Source organism: Variovorax durovernensis, from assembly GCF_977011995.1.
In genome coordinates this window covers 1,224,284-1,238,867 of the sequence record NZ_CDRNCW010000001.1, presented here as the reverse complement: position 1 = coordinate 1,238,867, position 14,584 = coordinate 1,224,284, and the positions used below count along the sequence as shown (strand labels likewise).

Annotated in this window: 16 protein-coding genes; 15 read left to right on the top strand and 1 reads right to left on the bottom strand. The window is 65.9% G+C overall.

From position 1 onward, the window contains the following. Positions 1-38 precede the first annotated feature (38 nt). The gene (locus ACWV14_RS05735) at positions 39-1,001 is read right to left on the bottom strand and encodes a LysR family transcriptional regulator (RefSeq protein ID WP_081269988.1); all 963 of its coding nucleotides are present in this window, start codon (positions 999-1,001) and stop codon (positions 39-41) included. Positions 1,002-1,139: 138 nt separating this feature from the next. Between ACWV14_RS05735 and ACWV14_RS05730 the strand changes: the two genes are divergently transcribed. The 15 genes from ACWV14_RS05730 to ACWV14_RS05660 all read left to right on the top strand — a co-directional run bounded on the left by ACWV14_RS05730 (position 1,140) and on the right by ACWV14_RS05660 (position 14,550). Further along, complete coding sequence (locus ACWV14_RS05730; protein ID WP_422085025.1) at positions 1,140-2,249, top strand: nuclear transport factor 2 family protein; 1,110 nt, start codon at positions 1,140-1,142, stop codon at positions 2,247-2,249. Further along, positions 2,249-3,724 carry a L,D-transpeptidase family protein gene (locus ACWV14_RS05725; RefSeq protein ID WP_454907755.1) on the top strand — a complete coding sequence of 492 codons (1,476 nt, stop codon included), beginning with the start codon at positions 2,249-2,251 and terminating at the stop codon, positions 3,722-3,724. The genes ACWV14_RS05730 and ACWV14_RS05725 overlap by 1 nt, the downstream gene beginning before the upstream one ends. Before the next feature lie 415 nt (positions 3,725-4,139). Continuing rightward, positions 4,140-4,328: a Flp family type IVb pilin gene (locus tag ACWV14_RS05720; RefSeq protein ID WP_454907756.1), complete on the top strand. Its 189-nt coding sequence runs from the start codon at positions 4,140-4,142 to the stop codon at positions 4,326-4,328. 58 nt (positions 4,329-4,386) lie between these two features. Then, complete coding sequence (locus ACWV14_RS05715) at positions 4,387-4,560, top strand: Flp family type IVb pilin (protein WP_454907757.1); 174 nt, start codon at positions 4,387-4,389, stop codon at positions 4,558-4,560. A gap of 15 nt (positions 4,561-4,575) precedes the next feature. Then, on the top strand, positions 4,576-5,079 hold the full coding sequence (locus ACWV14_RS05710) for an A24 family peptidase (protein WP_454907758.1): 504 nt from the start codon (positions 4,576-4,578) through the stop codon (positions 5,077-5,079). An 81-nt stretch (positions 5,080-5,160) separates the two neighbouring features. After that, a complete protein-coding gene (cpaB, locus tag ACWV14_RS05705) occupies positions 5,161-6,168 on the top strand; it encodes a Flp pilus assembly protein CpaB (RefSeq protein WP_454907759.1) in 1,008 nt (335 codons plus the stop codon). A gap of 39 nt (positions 6,169-6,207) precedes the next feature. Then, positions 6,208-7,605 carry a type II and III secretion system protein family protein gene (locus tag ACWV14_RS05700; RefSeq protein WP_454907760.1) on the top strand — a complete coding sequence of 466 codons (1,398 nt, stop codon included), beginning with the start codon at positions 6,208-6,210 and terminating at the stop codon, positions 7,603-7,605. Between the two features lie 40 nt (positions 7,606-7,645). After that, positions 7,646-8,929, top strand: coding sequence for an AAA family ATPase (locus tag ACWV14_RS05695; protein ID WP_422085018.1), 1,284 nt, complete (start codon positions 7,646-7,648; stop codon positions 8,927-8,929). 4 nt (positions 8,930-8,933) lie between these two features. Beyond that, on the top strand, positions 8,934-10,238 hold the full coding sequence (locus ACWV14_RS05690) for a CpaF family protein (RefSeq protein WP_454907761.1): 1,305 nt from the start codon (positions 8,934-8,936) through the stop codon (positions 10,236-10,238). Continuing rightward, positions 10,231-11,229 carry a type II secretion system F family protein gene (locus ACWV14_RS05685; RefSeq protein ID WP_454907762.1) on the top strand — a complete coding sequence of 333 codons (999 nt, stop codon included), beginning with the start codon at positions 10,231-10,233 and terminating at the stop codon, positions 11,227-11,229. Before ACWV14_RS05690 ends, ACWV14_RS05685 begins: the two co-directional genes overlap by 8 nt. Then, positions 11,226-12,188, top strand: coding sequence for a type II secretion system F family protein (locus tag ACWV14_RS05680; protein ID WP_454907763.1), 963 nt, complete (start codon positions 11,226-11,228; stop codon positions 12,186-12,188). The genes ACWV14_RS05685 and ACWV14_RS05680 overlap by 4 nt, the downstream gene beginning before the upstream one ends. Positions 12,189-12,235: 47 nt before the next feature. Next, positions 12,236-13,171, top strand: coding sequence for a hypothetical protein (locus tag ACWV14_RS05675; RefSeq protein ID WP_454907764.1), 936 nt, complete (start codon positions 12,236-12,238; stop codon positions 13,169-13,171). Continuing rightward, on the top strand, positions 13,168-13,551 hold the full coding sequence (locus ACWV14_RS05670) for a DUF3613 domain-containing protein (protein WP_454907765.1): 384 nt from the start codon (positions 13,168-13,170) through the stop codon (positions 13,549-13,551). Before ACWV14_RS05675 ends, ACWV14_RS05670 begins: the two co-directional genes overlap by 4 nt. Before the next feature lie 34 nt (positions 13,552-13,585). Next, positions 13,586-14,059, top strand: a complete 474-nt coding sequence (locus tag ACWV14_RS05665) for a TadE/TadG family type IV pilus assembly protein (protein ID WP_454907766.1) — start codon at positions 13,586-13,588, stop codon at positions 14,057-14,059. Next, positions 14,056-14,550 carry a TadE/TadG family type IV pilus assembly protein gene (locus ACWV14_RS05660; RefSeq protein ID WP_454907767.1) on the top strand — a complete coding sequence of 165 codons (495 nt, stop codon included), beginning with the start codon at positions 14,056-14,058 and terminating at the stop codon, positions 14,548-14,550. The genes ACWV14_RS05665 and ACWV14_RS05660 overlap by 4 nt, the downstream gene beginning before the upstream one ends. The last annotated feature ends 34 nt before the right edge of the window (positions 14,551-14,584 follow it).

Genomic DNA, 14,584 nt, shown 5'->3' with positions numbered 1-14,584 from the left:
ACTCCGAATAATCGGCCGGGTTTACCCCTGTTCGTGCGCTATCCGCTGGAGCGGCTGAACTCGATCAGTTCGGCAGGAATGAGGCCGCGCTCGATCAGCGTGGCGTCCCACGGCGGCACGCGGGTGAAGCGCGTGGCAATGTGCTCGATGAACAGGCGCAGCTTCAGCGCATTGCGCGAGGTGCCCGCATACACCGCGCTCAGCGAGAAAGACGACAGCTGGTGCTCGGCCAGCACCACCTGCAGATCGCCGCGGGCGATGGCGTCGCCCGCCACCAGCGTCGGCAGGCAGACGATGCCGGCATGCTCCAGCGCATATTCGCGCAGCAGGTGCACGCTGTTGGTCAGCAGCGCGGCGGCGAGGTAGATGGTGGTCTGCTCGCCGTTGTGATGAAAGGTCCAGCGGTCGCGCGTGGGGTAGCCCGAATACAGGCCCAGCTTGTGACGATGCAGCTCGCGCGGGGTGGCGGGCGTGCCGTGGGCCTCCAGGTAGGCGGGCGTGGCGCAGAGCACTCGCCGCACCGGGAAGAGCGGGCGCGACACCAGTTCCTGCGAGGCCGCCGGAAAAATCTGCAGCGCGCAGTCGACGCCGGCCTTGACCGGGTCGGCCACCGCGTCGCTCACGATCAGCTCGAGGTGGATGTCGGGGTAGGTGGTCTGGAACTCGCGCAGCAGCGAGGCAAAGCGGCCCAGCACCATGCCGGTCAGCGCATGCACGCGCAGCGTGCCCGAAGGCGTGCCGCGCGCGTCGCGCATCTGGTCGACGATGTTGTCGGCACGCACGACCAGCTCGGTGCAGTCGCGCAGGAAGGCCTGCCCCATGTCGCTGAGCCGCACCACGCGCGTGCTGCGGTGGAACAGCGGCGCACCCAGGAATTCCTCGAGCTGCTTGACCCGCGTTGTCACCACCGAATTGGCCACCCGCAGCTGCCGAGCCGCTTCCGCGAAGCTCTGGGTCTGCGCAACACGAACGAAAGTTTCAATGCTTTGGAGACGGTCCACGGCGGCACTGTACTGCGGAGCCGTCTGTTGCGGGCAAACCTGAAAGGCCTCGAAAGACCGTCAGGCCTGTATCGGGGGGTTACCTGCCCCACTTACAATCCCTGCCGCATCACCCACCCCTACGAGGTCTTGTCCGCAATGCCCAAGAGCCCCCGGCCACGCGCCCGTTTCAGCTTCTCCCCCACCGTGCGCGCCCTCTTCCTGGCCGCTGCGACCTGTGGCGTGGCGCTCCCCGCGCTGTCCGCCGTCGAACATGAGGAAGTCGACAAGCTCATGCAGGCCGGCAAGCTCGACGAAGCCATGACGAAGGCCGACGCCTTCCTCAAGGACAAGCCGCGCGATCCGCAGATGCGCTTCCTCAAGGGCGTGATCCAGCTCGACACCGGCAAGCGCGCCGAGGCCATCGCCGCCTTCACGCAGCTCACGCAGGACGCACCCGAGCTGCCCGAGCCGTTCAACAACCTGGCCGTGATCTACGCAAGCCAGAACCAGTTCGACAAGGCGCGCGCCGCGCTCGAAAGCGCGATCCGCACCAACCCCAGCTACGCCACCGCCCAGGAAAACCTCGGCGACGTGTATGCACGGCTCGCGAGCCAGGCCTACAGCAAGGCACTGCAGCTCGACCAGAACAACACGGCCGTGCAGCCCAAGCTGGCGGTGATCCGCACCCTCTTCACGCCGACGCCTGCACTGGCGGGCGGCAAGTCGGGCACGCTGGTCGCGTCGGCTGCGCCGGTGCCTGCCCCGGCGCCAGCTCCGGCGGTGAAGGCCGCTGCACCGGCCCCGGCACCCGCCGCGCCGCCGCCCGCCAAGGTCGCGGCCGCGCCCGCACCGGTGGCTGCCGCGCCCAAGGCGCCGGAAGCAGCGCCTGCCCCGGCGCCAGCACCCGCACCGGCTGCAAGCCCGGCCTCCAATGCCGAGGTCGAATCGGCCGTGCGCGCCTGGGCTTCGGCCTGGGCCAGCCAGGACATGGACCGCTACCTCGCCGCCTACGGCAGCGACTTCACACCCGGCGGCGGCCAGAGCCGCAAGAGCTGGGAGCAGGACCGCCGCGCCCGCATCGTCGGCAAGTCCAGCATCAGCGTGAACATCGAGAACCTGGTCATCAAGGTCGACGGCGACAACGCCACGGCCAAGTTCCGCCAGATCTACCGCGCCGACAACCTCAACGTCTCCAGCCGCAAGACGCTGGACATGCAGCGCTCCGGCAACCAGTGGCACATTCGCAAGGAAAGCGTCGGCGGCTAGTGACAGACATCGTCCGGCACGGCCGGCTTCAGAATCCCCCGTTCCGTCCGCGCAGCGGACACCTGCTGGCAGCGCTGATGGCCGCGTCGGCGCTGATGCTCGCGGCACCGGGTGCCGCGCAGGCATCGGCTGCGGCCAAGCAGAGCAACGCGAAATCCAGTAGCGGCAACAGCACTTCCAAGCCCAAGACCAAGGCGGCGAGCAGCAGTGGCAGCAGCCGCGCCTCCGCCGCGCACGGTGCACGTGCTTCCGCCAAGGAGGCGAAGGAAGCCAAGGGCGGCAGGAAGGCCGCGGTGGCCGAAACCAAGGCCGCCGCCGCCAAGGCCGCCCGCAGGCCGGCGCGCGCCGCGGCGCCCATCCAGGAAGCCAGCAACGCCGAGGCCCGCCTGATCGCCGTCTACGAGATGTTCGGCCGCGGCCAGGCCCGCCCCGCGCTCGCCAAGGCCCGCGACCTGGTGCGCGACTACCCGAATTTCCAGCTCGCGCAGCTCGTCTACGGCGACCTGCTCGCAGCCCAGGTGCCCCCGTCGAACAGCCTGCCCGACACCGCCAGCATCGCCAAGATGCGTGGCAACCCGGCCATGGCCGAACTGCACGAAGAATCGCGCCGCCGCCTGCAGGCCCTGCGCGAGCGGCCGCCGGCCAACACCGTGCCGTCGCAGTTCCTGGCGCTCTCCACGCGCAGCCGCTACGCCATTGCCGTCGATGCCTCGCGCTCGCGCCTGTACCTGTTCGAGAACAGCGACAAGGGCCTGAAGCTCACGGCCGACTACTACATCTCGGTCGGCAAGTCGGGCACCGACAAGGCCACCGAAGGCGATGCCCGTACCCCGCTGGGCGTGTACTACATCACCAGCAGCCTCGACCCGAAGTCGCTCAAGGACTTCTACGGCGCGGGCGCCCTGCCCATCAATTACCCCAACCCGTACGACGTGCGGCGCGGCAAGACCGGCGGCGGCATCTGGCTGCACGGTACCCCGCCCCAGCAGTTCGCACGGGCGCCGCTGGCCAGCGACGGCTGCGTGGTCATGGCCAACCCCGACTTGAAGCAGCTTTTGCGAAAAGTGCAAATCGGCGCAACGCCGGTGGTCACCGCGCGCAGCCTGCAATGGATTTCGCAGCCGCAGGCCGAAAAAGAATCGCAATCCATTTCCAGCGCAATCAATGGCTGGAAAGATGCGCGGGCCAATGGAAATGAAGCGCAATTGAAGAAATTCTATTTGCCTGATTTCCAGCGCATCAGCAAGAAATCCACCGAAGGCATTTCGGTGGTCGACGACGAAGTGAAATACGCGCAGGGCAAGCGCGTGCAGCTCAAGGACATGTCGTACCTCCACTGGCGGGACGGTGACGACACGATGGTTGTTACCTTCGGCGAAGTGTTCGAAGGCGAGAAGAGCGGGCGCTCGCGGCGCCAGTACTGGCTGCGCCAAGGCAGCGAGTGGAAGCTCTTCCACGAAGAAATCCTGGGCTGAACCCCTGCTGGCGACGCGGTCACGGCCTCTGAGCCGTGACATTTTGCTCACGCTTTCCGCCTTTTTTCAGCGTTACAAATAGTGCTTTGTGGCCCCGTGCTACGTAACGCGTAACGGGTTTGTACCCGTAACGTAACCCTTTCGCGCGTTCCCGGCGCCGTAACGTTCCCCTCCCCACTTCATGGGAGGTCGCACGTGGCTTCCAGAGGGAAAAATTACTTTTCAAAGTGTTGCTCAGCCGATCGTCCTTCCCCCTGGACCCGGCTGGCGGGAAGCTGGCCGCCATCCTGCTTACACCTTTTGGCTAGCACAGCTGAGCGTGAGTCTTGTGGTTTTCTCTTGTTGATACACGGAGTTACTGTGTATAACATCCACCTCGACAGCCTTTGTTAACACTTCCTGAAAGGGGTAAATCATGCTTAGCCAAATTACTCGTTTTTTAAAGGACGAGGAAGGCGCGACCGCAATTGAGTACGGAATTATTGCGGGCCTTATTTCCGTTGCCATCGTCGGCGTTCTTGCCGGTGGTGACGGTCTCGGCGCCAAGCTTTCCGCTGTCTTCACAGCCATTACCACCAAGGTCTCTGCCATCCCGCTGACGTGAAATTGCATCCGTCGCTTTCTTTCCTGGTTTTCCTTAGCTCTTCCGAAGAGGTTTCATCATGATTAATTCCATCATCCGTTTCCTGCGCGACGAAGAAGGCGCGACCGCTATCGAGTACGGAATCATTGCGGGACTGATCTCCGTTGCCATCGTTGCAGTGATTCCGGGACTGGGCACCAAGCTCGCACTGGTTTTCACCACCATCAACAACAAGCTGATCATCCCGAGCTGAGCCTTCGACCAAGCGATGCAATTGGCGTGTTTGCTGTGGTTGCTGTTCGTCGCCGTCTATGACTTCCGTCAACGCCGCGTCCCCAACTGGCTCGTGCTTGCCGGCGCCGCAGTGGCGCTGGCCGCACTCGCCCTCGGGATGCAGCCCTTCGGCATCGAATGGTCCACCGCACTCACGGGAGCGGCCGTCGGCTTCGGCGCCTTGCTGCTCCTGTACGCCGTTGGCCTCATGGGAGCTGGCGACGTGAAATTCGCAGGCGCGCTCGGACTCTGGGTGGGCCTGCAGGCATTGCTGCCGATCTGGGTCGTGGCCAGCCTGCTGGCAGGCCTTCACAGCGCGCTCTGGCTCGCGCTGCAGCGCTGGCCCGTGGCACCGCGGCTGTCGCTGATGTTGCTGGGGCGCTCGTCGGCGGCCAGCAACGGCACAGCGCCCGCAACGGCGCGCAGGCGCATCGTTCCTTACGCGGCCTATCTCTCTTTGGCCACCGCGGCCTGGATGGTCTGGGGGCGACAGGGCTAGCAGTCACCTGCCTCTGTCACAGCAGGCCCTTCATTCCTCCAATCCCATGATCGCTTGCCCCCAAATCTTCATCCGCCGCCCATGATCAACCTCACCAAGATCCTCGCCGCCATCCTCGTGCTCCTGGCCATCGCACTCGGTGGCTATGCCTGGATGCTGAGCCGCCAGGCACCCGCTCCCGTCGCTGCGGCCACGGGTCCCTCCGCGGCCCCCACCAAGGCCAAGGAGGTGCTGGTCTACCCGGTCGTCGTGGCAGCCAAGACGCTGCCCGCGGGCGAGGCGATTCCCGCGGATGCACTGCGCGTGGAACGCCTGACGATCAACCCGGCGGGCGCGTTCCAGGACGCGTCCGTGGCGGCCGGCCGCGTGCCGGTGATCGATCTCGCCGAAGGCACTCCGCTGATGGAAAACCAGCTCGTCTCCGGCCTGGCGCTGCGCGTCGCGGAAGGCGAGCGCGCCGTCGCGATCAAGACCGACGAGATCATGGGCGCGGGCAACAAGATCCAGCCCGGCGACTTCGTCGACGTGTTCATCACGCTCAAGTCGGACGGCAAGGACGTCGACCGCAGCCAGGCACGCCTGCTGCTCTCCCGCAAGCGCGTGCTGGCCTTCGGCAGCGCATCCGTCGATGGCATGCCGTCCAAGGCACCCGACAAGGCGGCCGCCCAGCAGGCCCAGCGCAACGAGATGGCGCGCACCGCCGTGCTGGCGGTGCCGGTGGACGAGGTGAACCGGCTGACCATCGGCGACGCCAGCGGCCGACTGATGCTGGCACTGCGCAATCCCACAGACATGTCGCAGCCGGACCTGAAACTCTTTGCCGAACTTCCCACCGCATTGCAACCTGTGTCGTCCAAGGCGGGCGAGGCGCGCCGCGCGCCACTCGAAGGACTCGATCTCGCACAGGCCGGCCTGACCGCTCTCGATCTGTCCACCGGCGGCAAGGGGTCGAGCGTCAAGCCCGCGGCCGTCGAAGCGCGCGCGGTCGCCGCCACCACGAGCCGGCGCGCCGCGACCGGTACCGGCACGCGCGGCGGCCTCCAGGTCGAAGTGATTCGCGGCGAGCGCAGCGAAACCGTGAACTACTGATCGAACAGCCAGCAGATACCCGCCTTCCAGGAAGAACACATGCACCACACGCCTCGCGCGCAATCGACCCGAGCCGCTACCAGCAGCAGCCCCGTCCAGGTTTCATCGTGGCTGCTGCGCCCGTCCCTGGTCGCCCTGTGCGCGATGACGCAAGCCGTCTGGCCGCTGGCATCCACCGCCGCCGATGCACAGACCGCAATGCAGCAGCCCGTGCAGCGGGCACTTGTCCTCGATGCCGGTACGCAGAAAGAGCTGCTGCTCGACAAGGGCATCGACCGCATGGCGATCGGCGACGAGGCCGTGGCCAACGTCACCATCACCCGCAAGACACCGAGCTCTGCCGCGGCACGGCTGATCGTGACCGGCAAGGCCGCGGGGCGCACCTCGCTGATGGTCTGGGAAAAGGGCAGCACCGTCGCCACCACCTACCCCGTCGAAGTACGGCGCCGTTCGTCCACGCTCACCGGCACCATGGACAACATGATCACGCACCAGGCCGCGCGCGAGACCGCGCTGGCCAGCACCCCTGAGAAGACGGAGCTGATCGACCGCTCGGTGGTGAACGTGCGCAGCAGCACGGTGCAGGTCGAAGTCAAGGTGGTGGAATTCAACCGCAGCGTGCTCAAGCAGGCAGGGCTGAACATCTTCAGCACCCGCCCGAATTCGAGCGGATTCAGCTTCGGCGTTTTCTCGCCGTCCTCCCTCTCGTCCGCAAGCTTCGCCGCCAATGGCCAGATTACTGGCACATACAACAACCCGCTGGCGCAGGCCTTCGACCTGCTCTTCAACTTCAGCAAGGCCGGCATCGGCTTGAACGTCGGCTTCCTCGAAGGCAACGGCATGGCCCGGGTGCTTGCCGAGCCCACGCTGGTGGCGCTGTCGGGCCAGAGCGCCAGCTTCCTGGCCGGCGGCGAGTTGCCGATTCCCGTGCCGCAGGGACTGGGCACCACGAGCATCGAGTACAAGCCTTTCGGCATCGGCCTCACGCTGACACCGACCGTGCTTTCCAACGAACGCATCGTGCTCAAGGTCGCGCCCGAAGCCAGCGACCTGGACTACACGAACGCACTCAACCTGAACGGCATCGCCGTGCCCGCCATCACCACGCGCCGCGCCGACACCACGGTGGAACTGGGTGACGGCGAGAGCTTCATCATCGGCGGCCTCGTCAGCCGCACCACCTCCTCGAACGCCAGCAAGGTGCCATTGCTCGGCGACCTGCCGATCATCGGCACCTTCTTCAGCAAGAACAACTACCAGATGAGCGAGAAGGAGTTGGTGATCCTGGTCACGCCGCACCTGGTGAAGCCCATTGCGCGCGGCACCGACCTCGCACCGTACCTGCCCGGCGGCGCCGAACAACGCGACGGTGCGGTGTGGCGCTCGTACTTCCTCGGCGGCTTGATCGACACGCCGGTTCCCGGCTTCTCCCGCTGAGCACGATGACGCGGACCATGCATCGCAGCAGGCAGGCCCCATGAACGCTCCACGCGACAGCATTCCCGAGACAGGCAGCGAGACCTACCTGTTCGCGTCGAGCAACGGCAGCCACATCACGTGGCTGACCGATGCGCTCGGCACGCTGGGGTCGGTGGTGATCCTCGCGCCGGACACCAAGTCGATCGACGAGCGCATCGCACTGCTCGGGCCGGTGGCGGTGTTCATCGATTTCTCGCCCGACCAGGGCGCCAACGCCATCCAGCTCCACCAGCGCCTGAAGCGCGACTGGCCGACGCTTCCAGTGCTGGCGACCGGTGTTTCGGCCGAACCCGCCGCCATGCTCTCTGCATTGCGCGCGGGGGTGGACGACTTCATCGACATGGCCGCGCCGCCCACCGATGCGGTAACGACGCTGCGCGCCCTGCTCGACCGCCGCAGCACCCTGCAAGGCGGCACACGCGGCAGCACGCTGGCATTGCTTGGCGCGCGTGCCGGACTCGGCGTGACCACGCTGGCAACCAGCCTGGCCCTCACGCTGCACGACCAGCTCGCGCAGGCACCCGCGCGCCCGCCGGGCCGCAGCTCCAGGCACGGCGTCGCGCTGCTCGACCTGGGCCTGCCGGCACGCGACGGCCTGCTCTACCTCGACACGCAAAGCGGCTTCAGCTTCGTCGACGGCGTGCGCAACCTGCGCCGGCTCGACCAGACCCTGCTGCACACGGCGCTGGCGCACCACACCAGCGGCGTGGCCATCCTGCCGCTGCCCGCGAGCCTCGCGCAGGTGCGCGAGATCTCGCATGCCGACTCCGTCGCGCTGATCAAGCGGCTGGCCGACTTCTTCGACTTCCAGGTCGCAGACCTCGGCGGCTTCTCGACCATCGACTTCATGGCGCAGACGGTGCGCGAGGCGCAGCAGGCGTGGGTCGTGTGCGACCAGAGCATCGGCGGCATCGTGTCCACCGCCAACATGCTCAAGGAACTGCGCGCGCGCAACGTCGAGACCGAACGCCTCTCCCTGGTGGTCAACAAGTTCGACAGCCATGTCGGCCTCACGGCCAAGGACATCGCCGAACGGCTGGAGCTGCCGCTGCGCCACGTGCTGCCTTCGCGCAGCGCACAGCTGATGGCGGCCGCGAGCCGCGGAGAAATGCTGGTGCGCACCTCGCGCAGCGACCCCTACGCGCAGGCGGTGACGGGCCTGGCCCGCAGCCTGCACCAGGAATACATGTCTGCCACGGGCCAACCTCCGGCCAAGGATCCACGCTGGGTTGCGCTCATGTCGCAAGTCACCGGCCTCTGGAAGAGTTCACACGAAGGCTGAACCCATGTCCACCGATATCGAATTCGCCGACGACGACCAGGCGTTCATCAACTCCCAGCAGTTCCAGGACATCAAGAGCTGGACGCACGACCACCTGCTCAGCCGCATCGAGGAGCTGGGCGCGGAGTTCGGCCGCTGGTCGCGCGCCTCGATCCAGCAGTTTGTCGAACTGGAGGTCGACAGCTTCGTGCGGCTGCGCCGCGTGCCGATCAACGACCGCGAGATGCAGCTCATCTCCGACGCGCTGACCAAGGAGCTCGCGGGCTTCGGGCCGCTGGAAGACCTGCTCAACGACCCTGCCGTGGAAGACATCCTGATCAACGGCTACCAGAACGTCTACGTGTCGCGCCACGGCATGCTGGAGCGCGAGACGGTGCGCTTCGCCGACTCGGAGCATGTGATGCGCATCGTGCGCCGCATCCTCGCGCCGCTGGGCCGCCGGCTTGACGAGTCGAACCCGATGGTCGACGCGCGCCTGCCCGACGGCGGCCGCATCAACGTGATCATCGAGCCGCTGGCCATCGACGGCCTCTCTGTGTCGATCCGCAAGTTCCGCAAGGAACCGCTCACGCCGATGGACCTGGTGAAGCTCGGCACCTTCGACGCCGGCATGGCGCAGTTGCTCGAGATTGCGGTGCGCGCGCGCTGCAACATCCTCGTGAGCGGCGGCACCAGCTCGGGCAAGACCTCGCTGCTGAATGCGCTCGCAAGCTACATCCCCGCGCGCGAACGCGTCATCACCATCGAGGACACGGCCGAACTCTCGCTGGGCACCAGCCACGTGGTGCGGCTCGAAAGCCGCCCCGGCGGCTTCGACGGCACGGGCGTGGTGTCGATCCGCGACCTGCTGCGCAACAGCCTGCGCATGCGGCCCGACCGCATCATCGTTGGCGAAGTGCGCGGTGCCGAGGTCATCGAGATGATGCAGGCCATGAACACCGGCCACGAAGGCTCGATGGGCACCATCCACGCCAGCTCGCCGCGCGAATGCCTCTACCGCCTCGAAATGCTCGCGGGCTACCAGGGCAGCGAGGTGAGCCTGCGCCGGCAGATCGCCAACGCCATCGATTTCATCGTTCAGATCGGGCGCCTGTCGGGCGGCCAGCGCCGCATCATTTCGCTGAGCGAGGTCACGGGCGTCAACGACAACGTGGTCGCGATGCAGGAGCTGTACCGCTACGAGCCGGTCGTCTCGCCCGATGGCGAGGAACGCGACCGCTGGGTGTCGCTGGGCATCGCGCCGCACTCGCCCAAGATCACGCGCTTCCGCCAGTCGATGTCGCGCGCGCATGGAGACAACCGTGCGTGAAGCCCTGCTCGTCGTGGCGTGCATCGCGCTGCTGATGGCGGCGGCGGGGCTCATGCTGTGGCAGTGGGCGAAGAACAGGCAGGTGCGGCTGGCCACCGAGCGGCACCTGAGCCAGCAGATCCTCGCGACCAGCACGGCGACCACGCCGATACCGATGCCAGTGAGGGACAGGGAGCTTCCGGGAGAAGGAATGTCGTCGACCTTGACGACGGACCCGTGGCTCGACACCGGCCCCGCGACCACCGAAGCCGCGCATGTCAGCCTGCTGGAGCGGGCAATGCCGGGCTGGCTGATCGGGGTTGTCGAGCCACGCACCATCGCTCTCGCGCTTGCCGTGATCCTCGCGCTCTGCATGTTGATGGGAGTGCTGGTCGGCTGGCTGGCAGCGACAACCCTGCTGTTCGTACTGCTGCTCGTCGGCGGCTTCATCCTGTGGCTGCGGCTGCAGAAGTTTCGCCGCAAGCTGGTCAACCAGCTGCCGGGCTACATCGACGCGATGGTGCGCCTCATCACGATCGGCAACTCCACGCAAGCGGCTTTCCAGCTTGCGATTGCCACCACGGAAGCCCCCCTTCGCGGCCATCTGGAGCGCTCGGCAGCGCTGGTTCGCGCTGGCGTAGACCTCGATCGCGCGCTGCATCAGACCGCCACCAACTTGCGCATCGAGGAGATGTTCCTGCTGGCGTCCATCCTTGGTCTAGGCGTGCGCTACGGCGGCCGTGCGGACCTGTTGCTCGAACGCGTGGGCAACTTCATGCGCGACCGCGAACAGGCAGAACAGGAGCTGAATGCACTGTCCGCGGAGACACGTCTTTCGGCATGGATCCTGGGCCTGCTACCGATAGGCGTAGGCGGCTTCCTGATCATCACCAACCCCGGCTACTTCATGGGCATGTGGAACGACGAGACCGGCCGCATCCTCATCTATTCCTCCGCAGCTCTGCAAGTAGTCGGCGCGGCGCTTCTCTACCGTCTTGCGAGGCTGGCATGACGTTTACCTCCAACCAGTTGGCCATCTTCAGCCTGGTACTGCTCGCACTGGGGCTGATTGCCGGTGCGGGCGCCCTGATCGCGGCGGAGTTGCGCCGTGCGCGCAGCGGCCAAGTCATCGGCCGTGCCATCCGGCAGGCTGCGCTCACCCCGGGACCGCAGTCGGTGACCACCGCCGAGGCGGAAGCCGAAGGTGCATTCAAGCCCGAGCTCGACCTGCCCTTCCATTGGCTGGATTCAAGGCTTGGACGAGCCTTCGTGGCGGATGAAGACCGCAACATCATCGACCAGTGCGGCCTGTCGTCGAAGCGGACGCAGTTGATCTTCCTGGTGTCCCGTATCGGTCTGGCTTTCATTTTTCCGCTGCTGGCTTACCTGCTCTGGAGCAGCGGGCACGAGCAGGGCACAGTCGTCTCAGTCTTGGCCGCCTGTGCCGTGCTCGGGTTCATGGCGCCCAAGTGGGTGCTCGGGCGCATTGCCGCCGGCCGGCGCGAGCGCGCGGCTGGGGAGCTACCGCTCTTCATCGACCTGCTGCGCCTGCTGCAAGGCGTCGGCCTGAGCCTCGACCAGAGCCTGCAGATCATGGCGACCGATTTTTCGCACGTTCTGCATGTGCTGGGCTATGAACTGGGCATCGCCAACGCGCAGTACAGCCAGGGCCGCACACGCGAACACTCTCTACATCGCCTAGCGACGCTGCACAAGAACGAGAACCTGCGGGGCCTTGTCTCGCTACTGGTGCAAGTCGACCGCCACGGCGGCGCCGTGCAGGAGCCGCTTCGCGTCTTCAGCGATCGCCTGCGGGAGAGTAGGCGTTCGGAGTTGAAAGAGCGCATCGGCAAGATCACCGTGAAGATGACCGGCGTCATGGTGGTTTCGCTGCTGCCGGCGCTGGTCATCGTCACGGCGGGTCCGGGCTTCATCGCGATATTCCGTTCATTGGGAGCGATCAGTAAATGACTCACTTTGACCCCTCCATGCCCCCGTGCTCGCACCGCGTGGCTCGCATGCTCACCTTTGGCGCGATCATGGCCTCGGCCCTTTTCGTCAGTGGATGCAACCTCCTCAAGGACACGTCCTCGGCCTATGTCGCCAGCGCCAACGCCCAGGAACGCGCGGCCGCCGAGGCGTCCGCGGAAACCAAGTCGAGCGCGAACATCGACAGCAAGGCCACCTACCTCAAGCTCGTCGAGCAGATGCAGAAGGATGGCCTGTGGTTTGCATCGCTCGCGCATATCGACGCGCTCGAGCAACGCTGGGGCGTGTCGCCGGAATCCACTCGGGTGCGCGCCGATGCCTTGCGCCAGACCGACCAGGCCGCGCTGAGCGAGCAGGCCTACAAGCGCCTGATCGGCACACCGCTGGAGAGTGCCGGCTACCGCGGCCTCGGCCTGCTGGCTGGCGCGCGTGGCAGCTACGCGGAGGCCGTGCAGTTCCTGGGAAAGGCGCAGCGCCAGACACCGACCGATGCCCTTCTGCTCAGCGACCTGGGGTACGCCAGCCTGCGCGCCGGACAGATCGAGGAAGCCCGGCTCCCGTTGATGCAGGCGCTGCAACTGCGCCCGGACAGCACGCAGGCCCAGTCCAACCTCGCGCTCTACCTGGAAGTCACCGGCCAGCGCGAGCAGGCGGACCGCTTGATGGAAGTCAACCGCATGCCCGCGGCCTCGCGCGCGGCCGTGCGCGAGGCCGCGCAGCAGATGCGCACAGGCGGTAATCAGCCGCTCGCGGCTACCGGCGCGGCGCCAGTCGCCACCGCACTGCGGCCGCTTGCGAGCACTCCGCAGCCCGTGCGCGACGACACCGTACCGCCCCCGTTGATGCTCAAGGCGTCGCGCTGGGCCGGCATGGGCGGCCTGCGAACGGCCAGCCAGCTGAACCCGTCCGTCGCCGACTCCGCGCTGTCGATGCCACCGAACTCCACCCCACAAGGTACCCAATGAAAAAAGAACACGCCCATCGCCTCGCCCTGCTGGCCGCCGTGTTGGTGATCGCTGCGCCCGCTGCAGTGGCACAGGAGGCTGCGAAGCCGGTCCAGCCGGAAGCACCTCCGGCCGCCGCCCAACCGGCACAAGCCGGCCCGGAAGAAATGAACACGGCAGGAGAAGTGGTCTATGAGCGGCTGCAGGTCGGCGACGCCACCCGGGGCTTGCTCGCATGGCAGCGCAGCGGCGAAATTGCCTCTCCCACGCCGCGTCCGATTGCCGGCGACGTGGCAAGTCGCAGCTACGAGCGCTACATGAAAAGCTTCGAGTTTCCGATTCCGGAACGCATGAGTTCGATCGTGAAATCGTCCTCAGCGGGGAGCGGCGCGAGCAAGTAGCGCTCGCTACTGGTTTGACGGTCGGAAGGTCACCATGAAATCACCGGGCATTCGTACCTCGGCACGCAGCCAGCGCGGCGTGTACGCGGTCGAGTTCGCCCTGGTGTTTCTCATCCTGTTTGCGTTGATCTACGGAATCATCTGCTACGGGATGATTTTCACGTTTCGCATGGGCTTGCAAAACGCGGCGGAGGACGGCGCGCGCGCGGCACTGCAATACCAGAATACGGTGGATGGTCGCAGGCAACGGGCACAAACCGTGGCGGGAATCCAAAGCAACTGGATGCCTTCCATCGTGAATCTGGCACCGACGGCAAAAGTCTGCACCGTCGAAGACGGCAATTGCGTTTCGCCCAAATGCGGAACCACTTGGGTCATGCGTTGCCAGGTCGTCGTGACGATCACCGCAAGCAACCTTCGTGCATTGCTGCCGCCGCTTCCGAATTTCGCGGTTCCCGATCAGATCGTCGGTCAGGCCACCATGCTGCTCGACGGAAAGTCGCAATGACCACGATCAAGAGAGCATCCCTCGGCAGAGGCTCGGCCAGGCTGCAGAGTGGCTTGGCCGCGATCGAGTTCGCACTTGTATTCGTGGCGCTTTTCCTTGCCGTTTATGGCGTAGCTTCGATCGGCGCGGTGCTCTATGTACAGCAGGTTGTTTCGCGCGCCGCCGAGGACGGTGCAAGAGCAGCCTTGCAGCTGAGCCTTGATGTCGCAGCCAACGACAGCCGGGTCCAGTCCGCCGTTTACCAGTCCCTTGCATCGTCGTCGATAACGCCTTCCGCGGCAGGAAGCTCCATTGCCTCGAAGTTCGCCTGGCTGAAATCCAATGTGCCCGCGAGCCTGATCACCGTGGATCTTTCGATTCCGACTCAGATCACGGTGAAAGTCGCGTACCCCTATGGGAACAATCCCATCGTTCCCCCGCTTCCATTTACGGGACTTGCTGTTCCCACCAACTTGCGGGGCAAGGCAACGACGGCCAAGCCCTTGCCTTGAGGTTTCTATGGGGCCACTCTTTCAAAGACCAGCA